Origin of the sequence: Roseibium marinum (assembly GCF_002906165.1) — a bacterium.
GTDB classification, from domain to species: domain Bacteria; phylum Pseudomonadota; class Alphaproteobacteria; order Rhizobiales; family Stappiaceae; genus Roseibium; species Roseibium marinum.
Genome location: NZ_PPCN01000001.1, coordinates 519,812 through 541,132, shown reverse-complemented (window position 1 = coordinate 541,132; position 21,321 = coordinate 519,812). Strand labels below are relative to the sequence as shown.

The 21,321-nt window shown below is 60.5% G+C and carries 22 protein-coding genes; 12 read left to right on the top strand and 10 right to left on the bottom strand.

The features are described from left to right. Positions 1-68 precede the first annotated feature (68 nt). From mdh to CLV41_RS02555, 3 genes are all read right to left on the bottom strand, one after another. Positions 69-1,031, bottom strand: a complete 963-nt coding sequence (gene mdh / locus CLV41_RS02565) for a malate dehydrogenase (RefSeq protein WP_103220695.1) — start codon at positions 1,029-1,031, stop codon at positions 69-71. Positions 1,032-1,203: 172 nt separating this feature from the next. After that, positions 1,204-2,385, bottom strand: coding sequence for a cell division protein ZapE (gene zapE / locus CLV41_RS02560; RefSeq protein ID WP_408013414.1), 1,182 nt, complete (start codon positions 2,383-2,385; stop codon positions 1,204-1,206). Positions 2,386-2,557: 172 nt separating this feature from the next. Continuing rightward, positions 2,558-3,499, bottom strand: coding sequence for a LysR substrate-binding domain-containing protein (locus tag CLV41_RS02555; protein WP_103220693.1), 942 nt, complete (start codon positions 3,497-3,499; stop codon positions 2,558-2,560). Between the two features lie 129 nt (positions 3,500-3,628). Between CLV41_RS02555 and CLV41_RS02550 the strand changes: the two genes are divergently transcribed. The 7 genes from CLV41_RS02550 to CLV41_RS02520 are packed head-to-tail and all read left to right on the top strand — an operon-like array spanning position 3,629 to position 9,669. Then, on the top strand, positions 3,629-4,099 hold the full coding sequence (locus CLV41_RS02550) for a TRAP transporter small permease (RefSeq protein WP_103221489.1): 471 nt from the start codon (positions 3,629-3,631) through the stop codon (positions 4,097-4,099). Continuing rightward, positions 4,096-5,394: a TRAP transporter large permease gene (locus CLV41_RS02545; protein WP_103220692.1), complete on the top strand. Its 1,299-nt coding sequence runs from the start codon at positions 4,096-4,098 to the stop codon at positions 5,392-5,394. Before CLV41_RS02550 ends, CLV41_RS02545 begins: the two co-directional genes overlap by 4 nt. Before the next feature lie 57 nt (positions 5,395-5,451). Next, positions 5,452-6,540, top strand: coding sequence for a TRAP transporter substrate-binding protein DctP (gene dctP, locus CLV41_RS02540; protein WP_208987234.1), 1,089 nt, complete (start codon positions 5,452-5,454; stop codon positions 6,538-6,540). Positions 6,541-6,548: 8 nt separating this feature from the next. Next, the gene (locus tag CLV41_RS02535) at positions 6,549-7,649 is read left to right on the top strand and encodes an NAD(P)/FAD-dependent oxidoreductase (protein ID WP_103220691.1); all 1,101 of its coding nucleotides are present in this window, start codon (positions 6,549-6,551) and stop codon (positions 7,647-7,649) included. Then, on the top strand, positions 7,624-7,929 hold the full coding sequence (locus CLV41_RS02530; RefSeq protein ID WP_103220690.1) for a (2Fe-2S)-binding protein: 306 nt from the start codon (positions 7,624-7,626) through the stop codon (positions 7,927-7,929). The genes CLV41_RS02535 and CLV41_RS02530 overlap by 26 nt, the downstream gene beginning before the upstream one ends. Then, entirely contained in the window at positions 7,922-9,328 is a 1,407-nt protein-coding gene (locus CLV41_RS02525; RefSeq protein WP_103220689.1) for an NAD(P)/FAD-dependent oxidoreductase, read from the top strand. Before CLV41_RS02530 ends, CLV41_RS02525 begins: the two co-directional genes overlap by 8 nt. Next, positions 9,325-9,669 carry a RidA family protein gene (locus CLV41_RS02520; RefSeq protein WP_103220688.1) on the top strand — a complete coding sequence of 115 codons (345 nt, stop codon included), beginning with the start codon at positions 9,325-9,327 and terminating at the stop codon, positions 9,667-9,669. Before CLV41_RS02525 ends, CLV41_RS02520 begins: the two co-directional genes overlap by 4 nt. Positions 9,670-9,793: 124 nt before the next feature. Here the strand turns inward: CLV41_RS02520 and CLV41_RS02515 are convergent, their stop codons facing one another. The 3 genes from CLV41_RS02515 to CLV41_RS02505 all read right to left on the bottom strand — a co-directional run bounded on the left by CLV41_RS02515 (position 9,794) and on the right by CLV41_RS02505 (position 11,768). Next, a complete protein-coding gene (locus CLV41_RS02515) occupies positions 9,794-10,573 on the bottom strand; it encodes a DUF7662 domain-containing protein (protein WP_103220687.1) in 780 nt (259 codons plus the stop codon). 76 nt (positions 10,574-10,649) lie between these two features. Further along, positions 10,650-11,147 (bottom strand): protease inhibitor Inh/omp19 family protein, encoded by a 498-nt coding sequence (locus CLV41_RS02510; RefSeq protein ID WP_208987233.1) that lies wholly within the window; start codon positions 11,145-11,147, stop codon positions 10,650-10,652. 165 nt (positions 11,148-11,312) lie between these two features. Continuing rightward, on the bottom strand, positions 11,313-11,768 hold the full coding sequence (locus tag CLV41_RS02505) for an arsenate-mycothiol transferase ArsC (RefSeq protein ID WP_208987232.1): 456 nt from the start codon (positions 11,766-11,768) through the stop codon (positions 11,313-11,315). 285 nt (positions 11,769-12,053) lie between these two features. Between CLV41_RS02505 and CLV41_RS02495 the strand changes: the two genes are divergently transcribed. The 4 genes from CLV41_RS02495 to CLV41_RS02480 all read left to right on the top strand — a co-directional run bounded on the left by CLV41_RS02495 (position 12,054) and on the right by CLV41_RS02480 (position 16,246). Beyond that, positions 12,054-12,431 (top strand): MAPEG family protein, encoded by a 378-nt coding sequence (locus CLV41_RS02495; protein ID WP_103220683.1) that lies wholly within the window; start codon positions 12,054-12,056, stop codon positions 12,429-12,431. Positions 12,432-12,548: 117 nt separating this feature from the next. After that, positions 12,549-13,442: a GNAT family N-acetyltransferase gene (locus CLV41_RS02490; protein ID WP_103221488.1), complete on the top strand. Its 894-nt coding sequence runs from the start codon at positions 12,549-12,551 to the stop codon at positions 13,440-13,442. 115 nt (positions 13,443-13,557) lie between these two features. Continuing rightward, positions 13,558-15,447 carry a DNA helicase RecQ gene (recQ, locus tag CLV41_RS02485; RefSeq protein WP_103220682.1) on the top strand — a complete coding sequence of 630 codons (1,890 nt, stop codon included), beginning with the start codon at positions 13,558-13,560 and terminating at the stop codon, positions 15,445-15,447. Positions 15,448-15,526: 79 nt separating this feature from the next. Further along, positions 15,527-16,246 (top strand): outer membrane protein, encoded by a 720-nt coding sequence (locus CLV41_RS02480; protein ID WP_103220681.1) that lies wholly within the window; start codon positions 15,527-15,529, stop codon positions 16,244-16,246. A 25-nt stretch (positions 16,247-16,271) separates the two neighbouring features. Here CLV41_RS02480 and CLV41_RS02475 read toward each other — a convergent pair whose 3' ends face one another. Together CLV41_RS02475 and msrA are read right to left on the bottom strand one after the other, a co-directional pair. Then, on the bottom strand, positions 16,272-16,793 hold the full coding sequence (locus tag CLV41_RS02475) for a hypothetical protein (protein ID WP_146048481.1): 522 nt from the start codon (positions 16,791-16,793) through the stop codon (positions 16,272-16,274). 106 nt (positions 16,794-16,899) lie between these two features. Beyond that, positions 16,900-17,544, bottom strand: a complete 645-nt coding sequence (msrA, locus tag CLV41_RS02470; RefSeq protein WP_103220679.1) for a peptide-methionine (S)-S-oxide reductase MsrA — start codon at positions 17,542-17,544, stop codon at positions 16,900-16,902. Between the two features lie 256 nt (positions 17,545-17,800). Between msrA and CLV41_RS02465 the strand changes: the two genes are divergently transcribed. Then, positions 17,801-19,531 carry a phospholipase D-like domain-containing protein gene (locus CLV41_RS02465; protein WP_103220678.1) on the top strand — a complete coding sequence of 577 codons (1,731 nt, stop codon included), beginning with the start codon at positions 17,801-17,803 and terminating at the stop codon, positions 19,529-19,531. Positions 19,532-19,627: 96 nt separating this feature from the next. On the opposite strand, the gene CLV41_RS02460 is transcribed toward CLV41_RS02465, so the two are convergent. Both CLV41_RS02460 and CLV41_RS02455 read right to left on the bottom strand, forming a co-directional pair. After that, entirely contained in the window at positions 19,628-20,410 is a 783-nt protein-coding gene (locus tag CLV41_RS02460) for a succinate dehydrogenase iron-sulfur subunit (RefSeq protein WP_103220677.1), read from the bottom strand. Positions 20,411-20,474: 64 nt separating this feature from the next. Continuing rightward, the gene (locus tag CLV41_RS02455) at positions 20,475-21,314 is read right to left on the bottom strand and encodes an FkbM family methyltransferase (protein ID WP_208987231.1); all 840 of its coding nucleotides are present in this window, start codon (positions 21,312-21,314) and stop codon (positions 20,475-20,477) included. Positions 21,315-21,321 lie beyond the last annotated feature (7 nt).

The window sequence follows — 21,321 nt, the reverse complement described above, 5'->3', positions numbered from 1 at the left end:
TCTCCCCCGTTGTCGGAGAACCGTTCCTCCATGGGGAAGGAACGGCCGCTATTCCATTGGACCGCCGCTTATGCCAGCGCCGGCTGAATTTTCTTGCAGGCCTCGACCAGACCGTTGACTGACGCAACGGACTTGTCGAAATTGCCTTTTTCGTCGCCGTGAAGGTCGATTTCGATGATGCGCTCGACACCGTCGGCACCGATCACGACCGGCACGCCGACATAGGTGTCCTTGAGGCCATACTGGCCGTCGAGGGCCGCGGCGCAAGGCATGACCCGCTTCTTGTCCTTGAGGTAGCTCTCCGCCATCGCGATGGCGGAAGCGGCCGGAGCGTAGAAGGCGGACCCTGTTTTCAAAAGACCGACGATTTCCGCGCCGCCGTCACGGGTGCGCTGGACAATCTCTTCCAGACGCTCGGCGGTGCACCAGCCCATCTTGACCAGATCGGGAAGCGGAATGCCGGCAACGGTGGAGTAGCGGGTCAGAGGCACCATGGTGTCGCCATGGCCGCCCAGGACAAAGGCGGTGACGTCTTCCACGGAGACATTGAATTCCTCCGCCAGGAAGTAGCGGAACCGCGAGCTGTCGAGAACGCCGGCCATGCCGACGACCTTGTTCTTCGGCAGGCCGGAGAATTTCTGCAGGGCCCAGACCATGGCGTCGAGCGGGTTGGTGATGCAGATGACGAAAGCGTTTGGCGCGTATTTGGAAATGCCGGCACCGACCTGTTCCATGACCTTCAGGTTGATTTCCAGAAGATCGTCGCGGCTCATGCCGGGCTTACGGGGTACACCCGCGGTGACGATGACCACGTCGGACCCTTCGATGGCCTCGTAGCTGTTGGCGCCCGCCAGTTTGGAGTCGAAGCCGTCGACCGGCGAGGATTCAGCCAGGTCGAGCGCCTTGCCCTGCGGAACGCCTTCCGCGATATCGAAGAGCACGATGTCTCCCAGTTCCTTCAAACCTACCAGATGTGCCAGCGTGCCGCCGATCTGACCGGAGCCGATCAAGGCAATTTTGTTCCGCGCCATTTTAAAGTTTCCCTTTACGTAAGATGGAACTCCATGCCATCCGCCGATGACTGACGATGGCACTACTCCCTTTGCCGCGCCCGCGCAACCTCGCCAAAAGATTATTGCGCGCTGCCCGGCAAAAATTCTCATATCTTCCCGCCCGCATACATGCCCTATAGGGAATATATACCTATGCGCGGGTTTCCGGTCGTTCTCCCGCGAGGTAGGCCTCGGACCGCATTTCGATCAACCGGGATGACGTCCTGTCAAATTCGAACGCTTCGGTTCCGTCGTCCGAGGTGTAGAGATTCTGGGGCTCGGCTTGCGCCGAGACGATCAGCTTGACGCCGTTGTCGTAGAACGTGTCGATCAGGATAATGAAGCGCTTGGCCTCGTTGCGCCGGGCTTTCGACATGACCGGCACGTTGTCCAGGAACACGGTGCTGAACGCATGAACGATGCGCAGATAGTCGCTCGCTCCAAGCGGCTGCATGCACAGGTCGTCGAAGGTGAACCGCGCCGCGCCGGCGGCCACACAGGGAACGGCAATCCTGCGCCCCTTGTTCTCCAGTTCCGCGGTATGCGGCCTCATGCCGTGGGTCAGCTTCGTCCAGATCTCGTCCATCCGCGCATCGGCCGTCTCGCCGAGGGGGGTGATGTAGACCGGGGCGCCGGCAAGCTTTTCCAGACGGTAGTCGGTCGGCGAATCCAGATGAAGGATCTCGACCCTGGTGGTCAGCATCTGGACGAAAGGCTGAAACAGCTGGTGGTTGAGGCCGTCCTTGTAAAGTTTCGACGGCTCGACATTCGAAGTCGCCACCACGATCACACCCTTTTCGAAAAGCTGGGTGAACAGGCGGCCGAGGATCATGGCGTCCGCGATGTCGGTAACGGAAAACTCGTCGAAGAGCAGCAGCCGGGTTTCCTCGGAGATCTGCTCGGCGACGGGCGGGATCGGATCGTCGCCCTTCACCTCACCGCGCTTGTGCGCCTGGCGGTGGGCGTGAATGCGCTCATGCACGTCGGTCATGAATTCGTGAAAATGCACCCGGCGTTTGCGGCGGATCACCGTGACCTCGTAAAAGAGGTCCATCAGCATTGTTTTGCCGCGTCCGACGCCGCCCCACATATAGAGCCCCTGCACCGCCGACCAGAGCTGGTTCTTCTTGTTGGCGAACAGCCAGCCGAGCGAGCTTTTCTTCGACGCGAGCCGGGTTTCCGCCAGGCGGGTGTTGAGGAGATCGAGCTGGCGCACCGCCTGCCGCTGGACAGGGTCTTCCGAAATCTCGCCGGATGCGATCAGCGCGTCGTAGCGGGCGCTCATCGCGCGGTTGACCGGCAGTTCCATCTTCAACGGCGATACTCCCTCCATGAGAACTCATGGGGTCGCGAGTTAATCCAGATGCACGGCGGAATAAGGTCAAAACGCCGCAGATGCAAGTCATGATATGGTCGAAGACGCCTGCCGGGGGCCGAAGCACCGGTTTTAACCGGTTGAAACGCAAGGTGTTCAGCCGAGCGGGCGGTAAACGCTGTTTCACGGTCTAATTCCGGATCGAGAACAGCTCCTCATCCACACCGCTCACAAGTCTCGATATCTCTTCATGCAAGCGGGCCCCGAATGCCTGAGCGAGCCTCGATGCCGGACGGTTCGCCGGCGTCATCACCGACATATTGAGAAAAAGGCCGGGACTGAACGGTCTGAAGGTCACGGCGCTCCTGTCACCGAAAATCCTGGCGTGGCTGACGGCGCTCAGGCTTTCGCAGATCGTGTAACAACGGCCCTGGGCGACGAGCTGCAGCGCGGGGAGAAATGTCCTGAGTTCGAATCTCTGCCTCAGGCGAGCACCGGCGTCCTCGAACGCCTTGCGTATCTGAACGCTGATCAGGTGCTCCTTGAAAAGCACGGCCATCGGCTTGTCGTCGAGATCCTTCGGTGTGATCACCGATTTCCGCGCCAACGGATCCCCTTCCGGCATTGCGCAAACGCAGGGAAAGGCGAAATCTTCCGTGCGGATTGTACTGCGCGGTTCCGGCGTTTCCGCGAAGCCGACATCATACTGCTGAGAGGCGATCCATTCCGCGACGACCGGCGAAGAACGCATCATGAGGGACACTTCGATGCCGGATTTGTCCTGAGTGAAGTCGCCAACGACCCTCGGCAGGAAATAGTTGGAGGCCGCCGGATTGCAGGCGATCTTTAGCTTGCCTTTGTCGAGATTTCCAATTTCCTGCAGGATCTGCGCGGACTGGTTCATGCGCTTGATCATGAACTCCGCTTCTTCCATGAAATAATAGGCTTCCGGCCTGGGGACCAGCCGCCGTCTTTCGCGTTCGAAGAGCGGAAAACCTATCTCCCTTTCCAGTCCCGAGATCATTGCGCTGATTGCCGGCTGGGTCCGGCCGAGCGTCCGGCCCGCCTCGGATACCGAGCCGGTTCGCATCACTTCGACAAACGTCTGGAGTTGGCGGAAGGACAGGTTCATGTGAATTCCATAAAGTCACTCTATCAAAATAGCAATATTTCCGATTTGTATTTATGTGTTGGCGAGCTCTAAACTCGCGAAAAATACGCAATGGCCTGTCAAAAGGCCGACGACCGTTGGGGAACAACTTTGGAAAAATTCGCACAGTGGCTGCTCACGGCATTAATATGCTGTGTGGCGCTTGGCCAGTTTGTTCAGGTTATTACGCGCTATGTCCTTCAGGTCCCGGTCATGGGCCTGGAAGAGACGATCCTGTTTCCGACCCTTTGGCTCTACATTCTCGGCGCGGTCAACGCGTCACGCGAAAACACGCACATTCGCGCGAATGTACTGGAGATCTTTCTCAAGACCGAACGCCAGCACACGATCCTTGCGATCATCGGTGAGATCATCAGTCTCGCAGTCGGTCTGTGGCTGTTGTACTGGGCCTGGGATTACACCGGATACGCCTGGCGCGTCTGGCGGGAAAGTCCGACCCTTTATATTCCCACCTTCTATGCCGACATCGCCCTGGTCACCGGCCTTTTCCTGATGATGGTCTACACGACCCTTTATCTTCTGGGCCATATCAGGACCCTGGTGAACGGAGGCGCACGATGATCGATATCGCGCTTCTGGCCATTGCGCTCCTGGTCGTCACACTCACATTCGGAGTGCCGCTTCCCTGGTGCTTCGGCGCCGCCCTGATGACGATGTATTTCATCGGCGACGTCACCATGAAAGGCATGGTCCTCTGGGGGTTCCAGCAGCTCGGCAATCCGGTCCTGCTTGCAATTCCCCTGTTTGTACTGGCCGGCACCATCATGTCGGAAAGCGGCATCGCCGCCTCGCTGCTCAGGTTTGTCAACGCCTTCGTCGGCCATGTGCGCGGCGGGCTCGGCGTGGTGGCGGCTGTCACCTGCGCGGTCATCGGCGCAATCTCCGGTTCGGGTCTCACCGGTGTCTCGGCGATCGGCCCACTGCTCATTCCGGAGATGGAAAAACGCGGTTATCCGCGCGCCTATGCCACCGCGCTGATTTCAAACTCGTCCATACTCGGTCTCCTCATTCCACCATCGGCAACCATGATCCTCTATGGCTGGGTCACCGATACCTCGATTGCCGCCTGTTTCCTGGCAACGCTCGGTCCGGGCCTGCTCATCATGTTCAATTTTTCGGTGGTGAACCTGTGGATGGCACGCAAGTTCAACCTTGTGCTGGACAAAAAGCCGACCGCCGCCGAACTTACCGGAGAAGTGGCCAGACGAGGCATCCACGCCTTTCCGGCGCTGCTCATGCCGGTCATCATCCTTGGCGGCATCTACGGCGGTATCATGACACCGACGGAGTCCGCGGCGGTGGCGGTGATCTATGCGATCCCCGTCGGGTTCCTGATCTATCGCGGCCTGCGGCTCGACAATTTCCTTGCTGCAGGCAAGAACGCGGCCACGGCTGTCGGCGCCATCATGCTGATGATCCTGTTTTCGATGATCCTCGGCCGGATGTTCATCTACGAAGGCATTCCGCAACAGCTGGTCAGCGTGATTTTCGGTATCACCGAAGACAAGGTCATATTGCTGATCCTGATCAACATCCTGCTGTTTCTGGTGGGGATGGTGGTCAATGACGCGACAGCCATCCTGCTTGTCGCACCGCTTCTGCTGCCTCTGATGCAGGCGCTTGACGTGAGCCCGGTGCAGTTTGCCGCGATCATGGGTGTGAATACCGCCATGGGCGGCGTGACCCCGCCCTATGCGTCCATCCTCTATCTCGGCGCCCGGATCGGCAACGTCAAGGTCACCCAGGTCATACCTCCCGCCATGCTCCTGATCCTGTTCGGCTATGTCCCGGTGGTCTTCCTGACCTCCTTCTGGCCGGACCTCTCGCTCTACCTGCCACGACTGTTCGGCTACTGAACCGCTTCGTCAAGAAAGAACGGAACGCCGAACCACAAAACCAGAAAGGGAAATATCATGAAGATACTTTTGGGAGCGACTGCCGTCGCCGCCGTTGTCGGCCTCGCCTGCACTGCCCAGGCCGCGGAATTCAAGATGAGCCACGTCCGTCCTCAGGGAGCGACGATCGATGTCGAGCTGAAGGACTTCGCCAAGTCCGTCAAGGACGCAACGGGTGGCGATATCGACATTCAGATTTTCGCCGCCTCCGCGCTTGGCGACTACACCGTCGTCCAGGAAGCCGTCTCCGTCGGCGCCATCGATATGGCCACCCAGCCAGCTGCCACGGGCACGGACCGGCAGATGCAGATTGCGTCCTTCCCATACCTTGCCACCAACTGGAACGAGGCACGCAAGATCTACGGTCCTGATGGCATCCTTCATTCGACCATGGCCGAGCTTTATGCCAAGCAGGACATAACGATGTTGGCAGCTTATCCCGTTTACTTCGGTGGAATCTCGCTTAATCGCGACCCGGTCGATCCGGGAGATCCGTCGAAATCGAATGGCATCAAGGTACGCGTTCCCGGCATCAAGAGCTTCCAGCTCACCGGTGAGGCGCTCGGATACATTCCCGCGCCGATCCCGTTTTCCGAGGCATTCACCGCCATCCAGACAGGGGTGGTCGACGGCGTCATCGGCTCGGGAGCAGAGGGTTACTACGCGTCCTTCCGCGATGTGACCAAGAGCTACATTCCGGCCAACACGCATTTTGAAGTCTGGTTCATGATCATTTCCAACGAGTCGCTGGCCTCCCTCGACGCGGAAGACCAGGAGACCCTGAAAAAGGCGGCCGCGGACTTCGAGGCCCAGCGCTGGATCGTTGCGGAGGAAGACCAGGGCAAGTGGGAAAAACGCCTTGCCGACGAACTGGGCACCAATGTCGTCGAACTGACCGACGCACAGCTTGCCGCCATGGGCGCCAAGGTTCGCCAGGACGTCTGGCGCAGGTGCTCGCCGACATCGATGCGGAATGGGGCCAGCACATCCTGGACAAGGCCCGGAACTAAGCATCCTGCGTTCAATCGAACGCGGACAATATGCTTCCAAGGGCCACCGCCCGGCCGGCAACAGGTTTGCCGGCCGGAATTTCAAGCGCATGCGTGAGACACATCATGGAATCGGACTACGCCATCATCGGTGGGGGAGTTGTCGGGCTCTCCGTCGCCTGGGGGCTGCTCAAGCGGGGCAGATCCGTGACGGTCATCGATGGCGATGACGGAAGCTTCAGAGCTTCCCGGGGAAATTTCGGACTGGTATGGGTCCAGTCCAAGGGCATGAACCAGCCGCGCTATGCGCAATGGTCCCAGCAGTCGGTAAAGGCGTGGCGCGCATTCTCCGACGAGCTTCGCGGCAACACCGGTTACGACGTCGGCCTCGAACAAAACGGCGGATACGACTTCCATTTCTCCGAGGAGACGCTCGCCGAAACCGTCCGGAAATACGAAACGCTGAAAGCGAAACTGAACGGCGACTATCCGTATGAGATCCTTGGACACAACGAGTTGCGCAGGGAAGAGCCCGAGATCGGTCCGAAGGTCATTGGAGCGATCCTTCATCATCAGGACGGTCATGCCAATCCGCTGAAGCTGCTCAAGGCGCTGGCGGACGATGTGCGCCGTCTCGGTGGCCGCATCCTCAACGACAAGACCGTGAAGTCGGTCAGCCGGACTGGAAGCTTCAAGCTTGAATGCAGTGACGGAACGACGGTCGAGGCCGCAAAAACCGTTCTTTCGGCCGGCCTCGGCGCAACCGAACTCGGGCCGAATATGGGCTTCAAGGCTCCGATACGCCCGCAGCGCGGACAGGTTCTGATTACCGAGAAGCTTCCAAGGATCATGAACCGGCCGTCACTGATTGCGCGTCAGGTCGAGGAAGGAGGGGTCCAGATCGGTGCGACGAACGAAGAAGTCGGATTTGACGACACGGTCACTTTGGAAGGTCTTGCCGGCCTCGCCGAAACAGCCATTGAAACCTATCCCGTGCTGGGCAAGGCACAGCTTGTGCGCAGTTGGGGCGCATTGCGGGTCCTGTCCCCGGACGGACTGCCAATCTACCAGAAAAGCACGGAAATGCCCGGTGCCTATCTGGTGACCTGCCACAGCGGCATCACGCTGGCCGCAGCACATGCGCGTTTCATTCCGGAGTGGCTGGAGGAAACTCCGGATGCTCCCGATCTGGAGGTGTTCAATGAAGACCGCTTCGCAATTGCGTAAGCTTGCCGACGGCAGTCGACTGGTCCGCGTGACCTTTGCCGGAACCGATTTTCAGCTTCGTGAGGGCGGCAACCTTGCGGCGGAGATGCTTGCCGCGGGCATAGGCCCCTTTCGCTACACGCCCGTTTCCGGCGCACCCCGCAATCCCTACTGCATGATGGGCGCCTGCTTCGATTGCCTGGTCGAGATCGACGGCGTCATCCGCCAGGCCTGCATGATGGAGGTGCGGGAGGGGCTGAGTATCTCAAGGCCTGCTGCCGGGGAGGCCGAGCATGACTGAAGCGGATCTCGTTGTGATCGGTGCGGGTCCAGCCGGAATGTCGGCCGCCCGCGCCGCTGCTGATGCAGGTCTTTCCGTGGTATTGCTGGATGAGCAGAGAAAGGCCGGGGGGCAGATCTACCGGGACGTGGTGCGTGCCGCGAAGGTGCGCGCCGATATCCTCGGACCGGACTTCCACAAGGGCCTGGAGTTGGTCCACGCTCTCCGGCATGCGAACATCCATCACATCACAGGCGCGACGGTCTGGCAGATCGAGCGGAACACCCGTGTCGCCTACACTGTCGAAGGCGCAGCTTCCTTCGTCACCGGGAAGTGCCTGCTGATTGCCACCGGCGCTCTGGAACGGCCGATACCCGTGCCCGGCTGGACCCTGCCCGGTGCAATGACCGCGGGCGCCGCGCAGATCCTGCTCAAGCAGTCCGGCATGCTCGTCGAAAACGCGGTCCTCGCCGGCTGCGGGCCGCTGCTTTATCTCGTTGCGGCGCAGATGTGCCGGGCCGGCACGCCGCCGCAGGCCCTCGTTGAGACCCAGTCGACGGCGAATATCCTTGCCGCCGTCCTGCACCACGGGATGGGAGCCATACAGGGCTGGCGCCAGCTTGCAAAAGGGCTTGGCCTGTTGTCGGAGCTTCGCTCATCCGGCGTGAAGCGTTTCACCGGTGCCTCCGCAATTGCGATCGAAGGGTCGGAACATGTCGAGGCCATCCGCTTCACAGCCAGGGGGCGGCGGCAGCGAGTGGAATGCTCCACGGTGCTCCTGCATCACGGCGTCGTTGCCAATACGCAGACTGCCCGGTCGATAGGCGTACCGCATCATTGGGACGAACTGCAGCGCGCTTTCGTTCCGGAAAAGAACAAATGGGGCCGCACAGTTCACCCGCAAGTCTACATAGCCGGCGACGGCGCCGGTATCGGTGGTGCCGACGCGGCTGCAATCACAGGCCGGATTGCGGCCCTGGCGATAGCAGGCGAGCTTGGAGCGATAACGCAGGCGGAACGCGACGCGGCTGCCCTGCCCTTGCGCCGCGATTTGCGGAGAGAACTGGCTGCGCGCCCGTTCATCGACCGGGCCTATCCACCCTATGGCGGCGCCCTGTCACCGGCGGACGAAACCATTATCTGCCGCTGCGAGGAAGTCACCGCCGGCGACATCAGGAAATACGCGAAAATAGGCTGCCGCGGTCCGAACCAGACAAAGGCGTTCGGACGGCCGGGCATGGGCCCCTGCCAGGGACGCTACTGCGGACTGACGGTGACCGAACTGCTCGCGGCGGCCAATGGACTGTCCCCCCAGGACACCGGTTATTATCGGATCCGCCCGCCCATAAAACCTGTCACCCTTGGTGAACTGGCGGGGCTGGCCAAACAGATTGAAGATGAAAAGGAAACTGCCCAATGATCGAGCGCCTCGAAACCGGCACGCGTATGAGCAAGATCGTCAAGCACAATGGTGCCGCCTATCTCTGCGGTCAGGTCGGAGACGGCCAGAGCGTCGCGGAGCAGACGCGCGACTGCCTGTCGCGGATTGACGCGTTGCTGAAAAAGGCAGGATCGTCTCGCACCCAGATCCTGCAGGCCATCGTCTGGCTTGCCGATATATCGGATTTCGATGAGATGAATTCGGTCTGGGACGCCTGGGTCCCGGAAGGACACGCCCCGGCCAGAGCCTGCGGGGAGGCGAAGCTAGCGCGTTCAGATCTCAAGGTAGAGATCATCGTTACCGCGGCGTATCCGGCCTGAGCGGACACAACCGCTCTTCACCCGGACGGAGCCCGCTGCAACGGCTCTCGCGCTTCAGGTCCGGTCCTTTTCTCCGTTTCTTGCGGAAACAAAAAACGACGCAAAACCAACGGGAATTTCAGCGCTACATCAACACCGATTTACGGCCGTTCTGCAGTTCCTGGATATAGAGCAGCTGGGCGACGAGATGGCATTCGTCCGTGTCGTCAAGATTGGCCTTGCGGCCGCGGCCGTCGGTCAGCAGCCAGGCATTGCCGGGCTTGACGACATCGCATTCGATCGGCGCCTTGGGGTCGAAGCCGGCTTTTTCCAGAAGCGCGGCACCGAAGCCGCTATCGTCGCTATTTTCCTGGCCCGTAGTACGCAGGCGCAGGCTCCGGTAGACCTGCTGGACGGAGCGGGCCGCGACAAGGGCCGTGACGATGTCATCGCCGTCCATGGCCGCGAACCGCAGCACACCGGCGTCCGAGGGAATGGCAGCGCTCGAGCACGGGGTTCTTTGAACGTCGCCGAGCGTGGTCCATTCGGAGCGGAGCGTCACCGTGGTCGGCTGCCGCAGTGCCGCCAGTTCCTTCGCCAGGCGCTTTTCCGCAAGGCGCTGGGGATTTCTAACGGTTTGCTCTGACCGGGCCGATTGACCGGCGATCACCGTGCCGCCGATCCTGAGGCGGCGAAAGACGATCACGTCGCGCATCAGATCCGTGCGCTCTACCCGCCAGCCGGCGTCGAGCCAGGCATTCTGATGAACCAGACTGCCACCGGAATTGGCCCACCAGGTGCGATGTTCCCGGGCGCTTTTGGGAAGGGAGGTCCCGATAATCTGTTCGACCTCATTCAGCTTCGCAGCCCAGACGACATCCACCAGACGCGCCAGATGTTCCCGCAGTGGTTCGTATTTCGACATTTGCACAGCCTTTCCGATAGCTGTTCAAAATGTACACTCATAGCGGGCATTGTCCAGTAAAAAATACCGATGATTGTTAACGGTAGAGGGAGATCGGAGATCCGGTGGAAGTCTGCCCGTCAAACCGCCCGGGAGCGCTGGAATAGAGCTGTGCGACGATCAGTCCGGTTCCGTCTTTCAGGACCACCTGATTGCCGTTCAGGTCCCAGGCGGCAATGCCTGTCAGCGCAGGTGTCGCACAACCTCTGGTATTCGCGCGGTAACCGCCGGACCATGTCGTCAGGGTCATGAAGGCCTTGCAATTTTCGCCCGCGGACGACAGTTCCCAGCCGCCGAGAAGATCCGTCCTGCCGATGTCCTGGGCGCCGGACGGCGCGGCAACCGGGTTGCTGGCAAGATCGGCCGGGGCCGCGGCCGGATCCAGTCCGGCGGTCGCGACCGGCGGTGCATTGGGATCGAGCGGGGCAAGAGACCCGGAGCCGACCGGCGTGGTCGGGGTCGCCGGCAACGGCGCGGCGTAATTCCGCCCTCCGGAGAACCGCTGGCATCCGGCGGCCAGGACTACCAGTCCCACGACTAAAACAAGTTTTCCCGCGCGCATCATGACGAATCAGTCCCTCACCTTTCGGCCTACAATGAATGCATCCTTAGCCCAGAATTTGTCGAAAATCCAAAATCCCGGGACTTTGTCCAGTGGAACCGGTCTTTTCAATCATCTTCAAGGGCATGATCCAAAGTATCATGCCACCTTTGCGATGGGAGACCGGCCCAGGAACCGGGGCGGCTCGACCAGACGATCAATGGCCTTTTTGATGTGGATGAAATAATCCGCGCAGACGCTGAACGTCCCGGGAAAGGGCGGTTTCCGGGCAATGCTCCACCAATGACTGGAGGTTGTGGCCTTCCAGTGCGCCGGCAGCGCGATCGCGGCCATTTCGGCAAGATAAATCACCCTGTCCGGCACAACCGCATGCGGCATCAGAAAAATGTCGACCGGTTTCGGCGCGAGCCCCCGGGCGTCGATACCTTCCGCGCGCAACAGCCTGTGAACATAGCGGTTCAGGCGGTCCGTCGGTTCCAGCCCCGCGGAAAACGCCCGCACCAGCCCGTTTCCCCTGAAATTCAGATAGGCTTCCGCCAGCAGCCCCAGCAAGCTGTTGTCCGGGCACAGAAACAGGATTGTGGTCTTTGACACGGGAGCATCCTTCATGAAATCGCCGGGAACAGCGTTCTCAGCCCGACAGGGGACAGACCTGGATTGAAAATCGCTTTCGGCGTCATCTACACTTATGGAGGGAAATCTTTATGACGAAACGGCGGCGATCGGGAATTTGATGAGGATTTCCTCCAAGCGCATTTACAAGATCCCAATGCGGCGAAATCATCTCCTTGCATATGGGGACTTCGACCCCGATCTCTGTCAGGATGCGAAACCCGCCGGTCCGCTTTCACCGGCTGTCCCGACCTGAGGAAAGACTTCATGCCGTTTGCTCTCTGGTGTGTGCTGATTGCCGCCATCCTGCCTGTCCTGTCGGTGTTTCCCGCCAAACTGGGCAAGGACTACGACAATGCCAACCCAAGGGACCAGGACTATTGGCGGCAGGGCTTCCGGGCGCGGGCGCAAGGCGCGCAGGCAAATGGATTTGAAGCCTTCCCGTTTTTCGCCGTTGCCGTATTCGTCGCGATGAGCCAGGGGGGAGACCCGGCCTGGATAGACCGTCTTGCCGTCCTGTTCATCGCGCTCAGGCTGATCTACATTGCCTGTTACTGGGCCGACCGGGCCAATCCGCGTTCGCTCGCCTGGGCAGCGTCCTTCCTGACAATCGTGGCGTTGTTCACCAGTTCCCTGTGGAGCTGAGGAGCGCTCCGGGGCCCGGCGAAACCCGAAATAGTCCAACGAGCATTTGCACCAAAGAGCCGATTTCGTTAACGATGCAAAAGAGTAATGTGGTTTTTCGGTAGGCAGAGGTACATTGTGCGGACGACAGATCAGACGACGGACACCCTGTCTTCGCGCCACCAGTCAGCGGTGAAGCGGCAGCTTGCCGAACGTCATATTGTCGATACCCTGATCGCAGAACGCGGAAAACTGGTGATGGCGAGCCCATGGTGGCCGTTCATCAGACCCGTCGCGCATAACTTTTTACGCTACAAGTCCGCGGTCAGCATGGCCGATACGATCGCCCCGATGGATGCGCTCGACGTTTTTGCCCATTTGAGCGACCTTTTGAAGCTGAACGTCACGACGCTCGGTCTTGACCGCGTGCCGAGCGAGGGCCCCGTCGTACTGGTCTCCAACCATCCGACAGGCATCGCCGACGGTATCGTTCTCTATGATGCGATCAAGGCCCGGCGCGACGATCTGGCGATATTCGCCAATCGCGATGCCATCCGCATCAATCCGCGCCTTGCCGAGATGATTATCCCGGTCGAATGGCGGGCGGATTTCAAGAGCCGGGAAAAGTCCAAGGAAACGCTGAAGATCGCTTCCTCCGCCTTCACCAAGGAACGGGTGGTGGTGCTGTTTCCTTCCGGCCGGCTTGCCTACTGGCACGGCGGCAAGCTGACCGAACGCCCGTGGATGAGTTCCGCCCTGGCGCTCGCCCGCAAGAACAAGGCGCCGGTCATTCCGATGCATATGGGCGGGCGCAATTCCGGCCTTTTCTATTTCCTCGCCCGGGTATCGACCGAATTGCGCGACATGACCGTCTTCAACGAGCTGCTCAACAAGAAACACGCCAAATTCAACGTGCATTTCGGCAAGCCCATCCGGCCGGAACGGCTTCAGGGCGACCTCGGCGAGCTGACGGAACAGATGCGCGTCCATTGCGCCGAAACCCTGGCCAGCGATCCGGACGCGGAATTTTAAAGGCAATTTCCAGAAAAGTTTTCCCTGGCAAAGACCGGGGTCATCCACAGGTGCAGATTGCCCTTCCGGCGCGAATAGGACATGGTTCGGGAAACTCAAAGGAACCCGCTGCCCCATGTCTGTTTCGCCCGCGGCCGCCGCGGATGAAGTTGCTCCACTTCAACATCCCGCCGCTCCGCAGATCCGCGCGGAGCCGAAGCCGCTCGCGGTTTTGCAAAAGGTCTTCGGATACAGCAGCTTTCGCGGCAAGCAACAGGCCGTCATCGACACTCTGGTCGACGGCAAGGACGCGGTCGTGCTGTTCCCGACCGGGGCCGGCAAATCCCTGTGCTTCCAGATTCCGGCGCTTTGCCGGCGCGGCGTCGGCATCGTCGTTTCGCCGCTGATCGCGCTGATGAAGGATCAGGTCGGAGCGCTCAAGGCTGCCGGTGTCAATGCCGCCGCCATGAATTCGACGCTGTCTCCTGAAGATCAGGCCGCCCTGCGCGCGGAGCTGCAGCGCGGGGAGATCGACCTGCTCTACGTGACGCCCGAACGGCTGAGCATCGAGGCTTTCCGCAGATTTCTCGACACGCTTGAAATTTCCCTTTTCGCCATCGACGAGGCCCATTGCGTCAGCCAGTGGGGCCATGATTTCCGACCGGAATATCTGTCGCTGTCCTGCCTTTCGGAACGCTATCCGGGCGTGCCAAGGGTTGCCCTGACGGCGACGGCGGATCCGCACACACAAAAGGACATCCTGGCGCGGCTGCAGCTTGAGGACGCCGAGGTCTTCTCCACCAGTTTCGACCGTCCGAACATCCGCTACGAAATCGTCGAACGCACCAACCAGCGTCAGCAGCTTCTGGATTTCCTGAAGAAGCACGAAAACGAAAGCGGCATCGTCTACTGCCTGTCACGGGCCAAGGTCGAAGACATCGCCGCGTGGCTGACGGAAAAGGGCATACGGGCCCTTCCCTACCACGCGCGGCTGCCGGCGGAACAAAGGTCGGCCAATCAGGACGCCTTCCTGCTGGAGGAAGATCTGTGCCTGGTGGCCACCGTCGCCTTCGGCATGGGGATCGACAAGCCGGACGTGCGCTATGTCGCCCATCTGGATCTGCCTTCCTCCGTCGAGGCCTATTACCAGGAAACGGGACGGGCCGGCCGGGATGGCGCCCCGGCCGAAGCCTTCATGGCCTATGGCATGGCCGATCTGGTGCAGCGGCGGCGCATGATTGCCGAAGGCGATGCACCGGACGAGGTCAAACGCGCCGAAAACGCCAAGCTCAACGCCTTGCTGGGCATTTGCGAAACCTCGGGCTGCCGGCGCCAGGCACTGCTGGCCCATTTCGGCGAAACCTACCCGAAGCCTTGCGGCAATTGCGACACCTGCCTGTCGCCGGTGGAGACATGGGACGGGACGGAAGCGGCTCAAAAGCTGATGTCGGCCATCTACCGCACCGGTCAGCGCTTCGGAACCGGCCATGTCATCGACGTGCTGCTCGGCAAGAGCAACGAGAAGACGACCCGCTTCGGCCATGACAACCTGTCCGTCTTCGGCATCGGCGCGGAGTTGCCGCAGAAGACCTGGCAGTCCATTGCCCGACAGATTGTCGCCGCCGGGTTTGTCGATGTCGACCATACTCAATTCGGTGCGCTGGTGCTGACGGAAAAAGCCCGGTCCGTGCTGCGCGGCGAGGAAACACTTGCCTTGCGCAAGGACCGCAACGCCGCGGGTCTGAAAAAGACCCGCACCTCCCGCACGGGCTCGGTCGCGGATGACCTCGACAATGAAGACAAGCTTCTGTTCGAGCGGTTGCGCCGGCTCAGGACCCAGATCGCACGCGATCAGAAAGTGCCCTCCTACGTGGTGTTCCCGGATGCCACCCTGGCCGGCATCGCGTCCGCGCGTCCGGTGACGAAGGATGCGCTGCTTTCTGTGTCCGGCGTCGGCCAGTCGAAGCTGGAGAAATACGGCGAGGCCTTCCTCGATCTCGTCGAGGCTTTCGAAGCAGGCGTTTGAAGATTGTTAACCTTAACGAAGCATTGACCCTTTTCGCGATATGAAAGATTCGGGCTGATCTTTTCGCGGGGGTTTACAAATGCGCTTCCTACCTATTCTCGGATTGTTTCTTCTTGGTTCTACTTCGTCCTCCCTGGCTGCGGATGCACCTGCGGTCGCGTTCGGAACCGTGGAAAACCTCCGCCTCGAGCGCTCCGACTGGTCGGGCTTCAGCGGCGTCCTTTTTGCCGGAGGCGCGTTTCTGAACGTTTCGGGAACCGCGGAGTCCACATATAATACCAATAAAGAGAGCAATTTTGAGCGGTCCGGGACATTCGGCGGTTCGATCGGCTACGATCACCAGTTCAACCAGTTGGTTCTGGGCGCTCATCTGGAGGGCATGGTCACCAATTTTCCCAGCGACGCATCGAAAGATCTTTCCGTGCAGGGCAAGTGGCTGAGTTCGGGAACCGTACGTCTGGGCTTCGATGCCGGAAGGTTCATGCCGTATGTTTCCGCCGGGGTCGGCTACGGACGCCTGCAGGTGGACCACGAAACACGCGCCATGCTCGCGGAAGACGATTTAGGATCACCGCCAGCGGCGCGCCAACTGGAAGCCTCCTATTCCAAGACCGCCCTTGCACTGGTGCTCGGCGGCGGGCTCGAAGCCCGTATTCACGACGGATTTTTCGCGCGCGCCGACTACAAGCACTTCCGGTTTGATGACATCCAGTTCAATCTGGATGGCTTTCCGGCGACGACAATGACAGCAAGCAACAATATCGATGTGTTCAATCTTGGCCTTGGTTACCGCTACTGATCACGGCACTTGACTGCCGTTGGTATCAGCCATCGTCGCGCAGGCATAGCTGATATACGCCGACAAGGTCGCCGAGGGTCTCGCGATCGGGATGTGTAAGGAAGTCGTTGATGACTCCGCGCAACGCCAGATGTATCTTGCGATGCTGGCGCAGGCGCCGGTAGGACTTGCCGAGCGTGTAGATCTGATCGATTTCCTCACGCGAGAAGAGATCGAGACCGGCGATGCCCAGCACGACGCCAAGATCGGCATTGGTTCGCCGGGACAGATCATGCGCCATGAGAAACCCGAAGAGGCCGGTCACGAACCGGTTTTCAAAGGACAGGTCGTCAAAGTCTCGGTCGGCTGTCGTGAGCACCAGCCTCATGATCGCGACCGTGGCCGCCGCGGCAAACTCCGTCGGCGTGTTGGAGTCGCGGATCTCCAGCCCGGCGGCCTCCATCAGGCCGGCGGTCTTCACGCGAAGTCGGTCTTCCGTTTCGACGGCTCTGAGTTCCGAAATGAATTCCGGCTCCCTTAATGCGGGACTTCCAAATAAACCAAGCATGACACCGTCCTCTCAGACGTGAGCCCACCGGAAAAATGTATGTCACAAATTCCGCAACGGCAAATTTTATGTCAATTTCTCAATCTGGCTTGTGTGCGAAAGAACATCAGGATCCGGCCTTGGGCAGCCCTTTGTAGGCTTCCGCGCCCCAGACGGATTTCACCCGGGCATCCCGGCCACATCCCTTCCGGTAGCCCTTGTAGGCATCGGCCCGCGAGACATAACCGAAACGTGTCAGCGTGCGCACATCGCTCTTGTAATAATTCTGATGATAGTCCTCGGCCGGCCAGAAGATGGCCGAAGCCTCGACCGGAGTGACGACCTTTGCGTCGAGGATCTTGCGCGCCTGTGCGATTTCCTCTTCGGCCTGCCCGGCCTGTGCCTCGTCGAGCGGATAGATCGCCGAGGAATAGCCATGACCGCGGTCGCAGAATTGGCCGCCCGGGTCCGTCACGTCAATGGTGCGCAGAAAGATCCCGACCAGATCGCCATAGCTGATTTTGCTTTCGTCGAAATCGACTTTCACCACCTCCCGGTGACCGCCATGCTCGTAAGTCTTGTAGGTGGGGTTTTGTGTCGTTCCGCCGGCATACCCCGAGACGACTTCACGGACGCCGGGAAGGGCTTCCAGATCCGATTCCACGCACCAGAAACACCCGCCGGCAAGGATCGCGGTTTCCGCTTGCGCCTGAGTGAAAGGGGCAGCAACGGCAAGAGCGGCAACGAAAGATAGCGGCAACAGGCGCTTCATAATAGATCCTCCATCAATTGCGGTAAGAGGTACGCAATTCGGGCGCCGACACAACTCAACTCCGTTGCGCACTGCTGCACAAGAGCGTGAAACCATCGTGAGCGGTCCCATGCCTTTCCGCTCCTCGCACTCACCCTGTCATGTCGTCGGTTTCAACATAACCCGCCCACCCTTATTGATTGAAACTTTCTGTCACGTATAGTTCCGATTTATCTGACATCATTTCAATCCGACCGGTCGCGACAGGGAGAGCGCAATGAGTATCAGGGCGGAAAATGGCGGCATCAGCATCCACGCGATCCCGGGAACACGGTCGGTTCTGTTCGGCCTCGACGCCACGGAGGAAGCCCGCATCGGACTTCTCGGCTTCGCCCTCGGCAAGCGCGCCGGAGACGGCCGCATCCGCTGGCAACGGGGCTTCAAGTTCTTTGCCGAGACGGTCCCCGATCCGCAGCCCGGAGAACGCCGCTCGACGCTGGAACATCCCATTCAGAGTTTCCTTTGGGGCGATTACAGCGCCGGCCCGGATCAGACCTTCACCTATGTCTTCCGTCCGCTTTACGGAACTCCGGAAAACCTTGTTCCCGGGCCTGACGTGGAAGTGACGGTCCGCACCCATGGTGAAAGCGGCTCGCGGCACGCGGTTTTCTTCAACCGGGGCGCCATTCCCAGCCAGGCCTTCGCGGATCGTTTCGGAAATGCCGGCCCGAACGACGACGAGAAAAACGATCCGGACAACGACAAGGTAAAATGGTTGTCCCGGGGTCTTCTTGAAGCCGCGCTTTCCTTCATCTCGGAAGCCAACGGCCCGCGTTTCGAACTGCGTGTCGCCGCCTATGAATTCTACTATCAGCCGATCCTGAATGCCCTGCGTATCGCCGCCGGCACCGGTGCGAAGGTGCAGGTCTGCTATGACGGCGGAGACCGCAAGCGCGACGGCAGCATAAGCGCGACATCAATCAGCACCGAGAACGCCGCCGCCATCGGCGCGGCCGGCCTGGACGGCGCCGCCAATGTGACGCTGTATCCCAGAACGCGCTATTCCGGCATCTCGCACAACAAGTTCATCCTGCTTCTGGAAGACGGCCAGCCACGGGCGGTCTGGACCGGCTCCACCAATTTCACCCCGTCCGGTTTCCTCGGGCAGAGCAATGTCGGCCACCTTGTGCGCGTTCCGGAAGTCGCCGGCCGCTACAACACCTATTGGGAGGAATTCGCGCGCGATCCGGCCACCCGCGGCTTCAAGACCTTCAACACGGCCGAATTCCCGACCCCACCGGATGCGCCGCCGCCGGAGGGCACGACGACGATCTTTTCACCGCGCCGGAAAGGCATGATGGAGTGGTACGCGAACCGGCTGGCCGCCGCCGGCTCCAGCGTGATGTTCACCGCCGCTTTCGGCGTTGCGACGGAGCTTGCGGAAAAGTTCGGCGAGGACCGGGATTTCCTGCGCTTCCTGCTGATGGAAAAGCCGGACAGGAACCCGGATGAGCAACGGCTGATCGAACGGGACCGCGACACCCGCATCGCGCTGGGACAGCATTTCAACCGTGACGCCATTAAGCTGGAGACCGGCGGTTTCCGGCTGGACCAATGGTTCAGGGAAGAGGAGCATTTCCGCAAGAAGGGGCACATTTTCTATGTGCACACCAAATACATGCTGATCGATGCGCTGGGACAAGATCCGCAGGTTCTTTCCGGATCGGCGAATTTCTCAACCGGATCGGTTGAGTCCAATGACGAGAACATGCTGCTGATCCGCGGCGGCGAGGCACGGGTTTCGGCCGACATCTACCTCAACGAATTCATGCGCATGTTCAACCACTTCTATTTCAGGACCGTCGCCATACGCAGGGCGCGCCAGCAGCGCGGCAGATCCGGCGGCGACACCCGTCCCGTCTCCAATCTCGATCCGACGGACGGCTGGACCCGGACCTATTTCACCCCGGGCACCTACCACGAACGGCGGCGGACGATGTTCCGGTAATCCGCCAGCCGTGTTGCCGGTCATGTCTCGGGAATGGAAAAAGGCCATCCCGTGGGAGGGCCTTTATTTTGGGGAATCTGACAGTCCGCCCGGGTGTCACACCCGGCGTTCGACCATCATCTTCTTGATCTCCGCGATCGCCTTGGCAGGGTTGAGCCCCTTGGGGCAGGCCTGGGAGCAGTTCATGATGGTGTGGCAGCGATAGAGGCGGAACGGATCTTCCAGATCGTCCAGGCGCTTGCCTGTCGCCTCGTCGCGGCTGTCGATCAGCCAGCGGTAGGCCTGAAGCAGGACCGCCGGGCCGAGATATCGATCGCCGTTCCACCAGTAGGACGGGCAGGACGTCGAGCAGCAGGCACACAGGATGCACTCATAGAGACCGTCCAGCTTCACCCGGTCCTCGTGGGACTGAAGCCACTCCTTTTCCGGCGGCGGCGACACGGTCTGAAGCCACGGCTCGATGGAACGGTGCTGGGCGTAGAAGCGGGTCAGGTCCGGCACGAGATCCTTCACCACCGGCATGTGCGGCAGCGGATAGATCTTGACCACGTCGGCGGCGACTTCGTCCATGCCCTTGGTGCAGGCCAGCGTGTTGGTGCCGTCGATGTTCATCGCGCAGGACCCGCAGATGCCTTCGCGGCAGGACCGGCGGAAGGTCAGGGTCGGGTCGATCCTGTTCTTGATGAAGATCAGTCCGTCCAGGACCATGGGCCCGCAGTCGTCCACGTCGATGAAATAGGTATCGACCCGGGGGTTGCGCCCGTCATCCGGGTTCCAGCGGTAGATGCGGTACTCACGCAGGTTGGTTGCGCCTTCCGGCTTGTCCCACACCTTGCCTTCCGTCACCTGGGAGTTCCGGGGAAGCGTCAGCTGAACCATATCGTTACTGCTCCGCGTTGGGCCCTGGTTTCGCGTCCGGGCCGGTTGGTCTTCTGGCTCAAGCTCAAAGCTCGAAGACCATGTTGTCATTCGTCCGGCCGGTCACCTGGTAGCCCCGGTTTGCCAGTTCGCTCAGGCAATCCTCGGACCAGTAGGGCCGGCAGTTGGTTTCAAGAAGGATCACACGGGGCCAGAGGTCCCTGTCCACGTGCCGCAGGAAAGGAAGCACCACCCGGTCCTCGAACCCTTCCACATCCACTTTTAATACATCGATCTTGCGCAGACCCAACTCGTCGGACAGGGCGGTCAGCGGCCGGACTTTCACGAAAGTCGGCGACCAGTCGCCCGCCCATTCCCCGGTGGTCAGATCCTTGACGAAGGTGGCGAAGCCGCAATTGCTCGGCTCCTGCCACAAAGGCAGCGTGTCGTCGCGCGGACCGACGGCCGAGCGCACGACCGTGACGTTGTCCAGATCGTTGGCCCGCACGTTGAACGTCAGTTTGTCCGCCGTCTGCGGATTGGCTTCGATCGCGACCACCCGCGCGCCGAGGTCGGCGGCGAAGATCGCGTAGGAGCCGATATTGGCTCCCACATCGACAAACACCTTGCCCTCGCCCAGATGCGGGGCGATCAGCCTGTGTTCCTCGCGTTCCGGCAAACGCCCCTTGGACAGGATCTTGCGGTCGTCATAATTCTCGCCCGGATAGATGCGGAATTTCAGACCGTCCGCTTCCAGATCGTAAGGCCCCTTGAAAAAACGCGCGACCAGAGCGCGGATGCGCCGGCGCAGGCCCTTTGAAAGTTCATGCCGGTCGGCCAGACGCCACGCAGCCCGGACCATCCGCTCGACAGGATAGGTGCCGAACGGACTTCTTGTGTCCAGAAGTGTTGCTGCCTCGCTCAACCGACCC

Coding starts and splice junctions, on each gene's coding strand:
- mdh (WP_103220695.1), bottom strand. CDS start 1,031: ATGGCGCGGAACAAAATTGCCTTGATCGGCTCCGGTCAGATCGGCGGC.
- zapE (WP_408013414.1), bottom strand. CDS start 2,385: ATGGAGGGAGTATCGCCGTTGAAGATGGAACTGCCGGTCAACCGCGCG.
- CLV41_RS02555 (WP_103220693.1), bottom strand. CDS start 3,499: ATGAACCTGTCCTTCCGCCAACTCCAGACGTTTGTCGAAGTGATGCGA.
- CLV41_RS02545 (WP_103220692.1), top strand. CDS start 4,096: ATGATCGATATCGCGCTTCTGGCCATTGCGCTCCTGGTCGTCACACTC.
- dctP (WP_208987234.1), top strand. CDS start 5,452: ATGAAGATACTTTTGGGAGCGACTGCCGTCGCCGCCGTTGTCGGCCTC.
- CLV41_RS02535 (WP_103220691.1), top strand. CDS start 6,549: ATGGAATCGGACTACGCCATCATCGGTGGGGGAGTTGTCGGGCTCTCC.
- CLV41_RS02530 (WP_103220690.1), top strand. CDS start 7,624: ATGAAGACCGCTTCGCAATTGCGTAAGCTTGCCGACGGCAGTCGACTG.
- CLV41_RS02525 (WP_103220689.1), top strand. CDS start 7,922: ATGACTGAAGCGGATCTCGTTGTGATCGGTGCGGGTCCAGCCGGAATG.
- CLV41_RS02520 (WP_103220688.1), top strand. CDS start 9,325: ATGATCGAGCGCCTCGAAACCGGCACGCGTATGAGCAAGATCGTCAAG.
- CLV41_RS02515 (WP_103220687.1), bottom strand. CDS start 10,573: ATGTCGAAATACGAACCACTGCGGGAACATCTGGCGCGTCTGGTGGAT.
- CLV41_RS02495 (WP_103220683.1), top strand. CDS start 12,054: ATGCCGTTTGCTCTCTGGTGTGTGCTGATTGCCGCCATCCTGCCTGTC.
- recQ (WP_103220682.1), top strand. CDS start 13,558: ATGTCTGTTTCGCCCGCGGCCGCCGCGGATGAAGTTGCTCCACTTCAA.
- CLV41_RS02480 (WP_103220681.1), top strand. CDS start 15,527: ATGCGCTTCCTACCTATTCTCGGATTGTTTCTTCTTGGTTCTACTTCG.
- CLV41_RS02475 (WP_146048481.1), bottom strand. CDS start 16,793: ATGCTTGGTTTATTTGGAAGTCCCGCATTAAGGGAGCCGGAATTCATT.
- msrA (WP_103220679.1), bottom strand. CDS start 17,544: ATGAAGCGCCTGTTGCCGCTATCTTTCGTTGCCGCTCTTGCCGTTGCT.
- CLV41_RS02465 (WP_103220678.1), top strand. CDS start 17,801: ATGAGTATCAGGGCGGAAAATGGCGGCATCAGCATCCACGCGATCCCG.
- CLV41_RS02460 (WP_103220677.1), bottom strand. CDS start 20,410: ATGGTTCAGCTGACGCTTCCCCGGAACTCCCAGGTGACGGAAGGCAAG.